Source organism: Streptomyces sp. NPDC004561, from assembly GCF_053602155.1.
Window position 1 is genome coordinate 1 of record NZ_JBSGDB010000791.1, and the last position, 2,399, is coordinate 2,399.

General features: G+C 74.7%; 3 protein-coding genes. 2 read left to right on the plus strand and 1 reads right to left on the minus strand.

All coding sequences use genetic code 11. The annotated features are described in order from the left end of the window. Window positions 1–836: serine/threonine-protein kinase (locus ACWEN3_RS45335; RefSeq protein ID WP_452984148.1), on the plus strand; the 836-nt coding region annotated here is incomplete at its 5' end. 136 nt (window positions 837–972) lie between these two features. After that, window positions 973–1,293 carry a hypothetical protein gene (locus ACWEN3_RS45340; RefSeq protein WP_452984150.1) on the plus strand — a complete coding sequence of 107 codons (321 nt, stop codon included), beginning with the start codon at window positions 973–975 and terminating at the stop codon, window positions 1,291–1,293. A 67-nt stretch (window positions 1,294–1,360) separates the two neighbouring features. Here the strand turns inward: ACWEN3_RS45340 and ACWEN3_RS45345 are convergent. Then, window positions 1,361–2,399, minus strand: a 1,039-nt coding sequence (locus tag ACWEN3_RS45345) for a SpoIIE family protein phosphatase (protein WP_452984152.1), incomplete at its 5' end; no start/stop codon positions are given.

Genomic DNA, 2,399 nt, shown 5'->3' on the forward strand with positions numbered 1-2,399 from the left:
GCCGGACGGTCGCCCTGAAGCTGCTCGCCCCCGAGTACACCCGCAACGAAGGCTTCCGCCGCCGCTTCGTCCAGGAGTCACGGGTGGCGGCCGCCATCGACCACCCCAACATCGTGCCCGTCTTCGAGGCCGGCGAGGCCGACGGGATCCTCTACATCGCGATGTGCCTCGTCCCCGGTCCCGACCTGCGCGCCCTGATCGACCGGGAGGGCCCGCTCCCCGTCCCGGCCGCGCTGCGCATCGCGGCCCAGCTGGCCTCCGCCCTCGACGCGGCCCACGCGCACGACCTGGTGCACCGGGACGTCAAGCCCGCCAACGTGCTGGTGGCCAAGGGCGTCGACAGCGACCACCCCGAGCACGTCTACCTCACCGACTTCGGCCTCGCGAAGAAGTCCCTGTCGCTCACCGGGTTCACCACGGCCGGCGAGTTCGTCGGCACCCTCGACTACGTGGCGCCCGAGCGGATCGCCGGGCGCCCGGTCGACGGCCGGTCCGACCAGTACAGCCTCGCCTGCGTCGTCCACGAGACCCTCGCGGGCGCCCCGCCCTTCGAGCGGGCGGACCACCTCGAACTGCTCTGGGCCCACCAGTACGACCCGCCGCCCCGCCCGAGCGAGCGGCGCCCGGACCTCGCGCGGGCCGCCGACGACGTGCTCCGCCGGGCCCTGGCGAAGGTCCCGGACGACCGCTACGGGTGCTGTCTGGAGTTCGTGGCGGCCCTGCGCGCGGCCGTCGGGGAGGCCGCGCCGCGCCCGCGCACGCCGACGCTGGTGGACGTCCGCCCCGCCCCTCCCGATCCGCCCGCCTGGGCATGCCCGGTCCTCCGGGGCCGCTAGCGGGCGTGTGCCGCGCGGTCAAGTCCCGAGTCCTCGGAACGTGACCCCCTCCTGCCCCTCCGGCCTACTTGAAGTGCGGGCCGCACCGGAAAGACCGGGAACCGACCAGGGCCCCACGGACGAGCAGGAGAGAACCATGATCCGCATGAACCGCAGGAACCGCGTGAGCCGCACGGACCGGAACGGCACGGGGAACCGGTCGAGGCGAGGGCTGTGGCTGCCGACGGCGATCGCCTCGGCCGTGGTGGCCGCCGGAGGGGTGATGCTGCCGGCCGTCACCGCGTCGGCTGCCCCGATGCCCGAGACGCCGCCGGTGTCCCTGACGGCCGCGCACCACCATGACCACCACGACCGGGACCGCGACCGGGACGACCATCGCAGGCACCACTGCGACGACCACCACAGGGACCACTGGGACGACAGGCACCACTTCGACCCCTGGGACGACGCGGACTGACCGACGGCGTTCGGCGGCCCGGGCGGGTTGGAGACCGCCCGGGCCGCCCCCGTCCCGCAGACGGCGGTCAGACCGCCGCGACCGACTGCTCCGCCCACACCGTCTTGCCGACCCGGTCGTGCCGGGTGCCCCAGCGCTCGGCGAGCTGGGCCACCAGCAGCAGACCCCGGCCCCCCTCGTCGAAGATCCGGGCGCGCCGCATGTGCGGAGTGGAGCCGCTGGAGTCGTACACCTCGCAGATCAGGGTGCTGTCCTGGTGGATCAGCCGGAGCCGGATGGGCGGGCGGCCGTAGCGGATGGCGTTGGTGACCAGCTCGCTGACCATCAGCTCGGTCGTGAACGCGACCTCCTCCAGGCCCCACGCCGACAGCTGCTCGTCGACGACATGGCGGGCGCGGGAGACGTCGGTGGGCTCGTTCTCCAGCTCCCAGGAGGCCACCCGGTCCCGGTGCAGCGCCCGGGTGCGGGCCACCAGCAGGGCGATGTCGTCATCGGGCCGGTGGGTCAGCAGCTCGGTCAGCACCCGGTCGCAGACGGATTCCAGCGACTTCGCGGGCCGGACGAGCGCCGCGAACATCTTGTCCAGCGCCTCGTCGATGTCGTGCTCGCGGGCCTCGAACAGCCCGTCGGTGTAGAGGGCGAGCAGGCTGCCCTCGGGCAGCTCGGTCTCGACGGCCTCGAAGGGCAGCCCGCCCAGCCCGAGCGGCGGCCCCGCGGGCACGTCCAGGAAGCGGACCGCGCCGTCCGGGGTGACCACGGCCGGCGGCGGATGCCCGGCCCGGGCCACGGTGCACTGCCGTGAGACCGGGTCGTAGACCGCGTACAGACAGGTCGTGCCGATGCCGCCCGCGGTCTCGGCGGCCGGGTCCGCGCTGCCCTCGTCGGCGGCGAGCCGCAGCACCAGGTCGTCGAGGTGGGTGAGCAGCTCGTCGGCCGGCAGATCCACGTCGGCCAGGGTGCGCACCGCGGTGCGCAGCCGGCCCATGGTGGCGGAGGCGCGGATGCCGTGCCCGACCACGTCGCCCACGACCAGCGCCACCCGCGCCCCCGACAGCGGGATCACGTCGAACCAGTCGCCGCCCACCCCGGCCCGGGTGGCGGCGGGC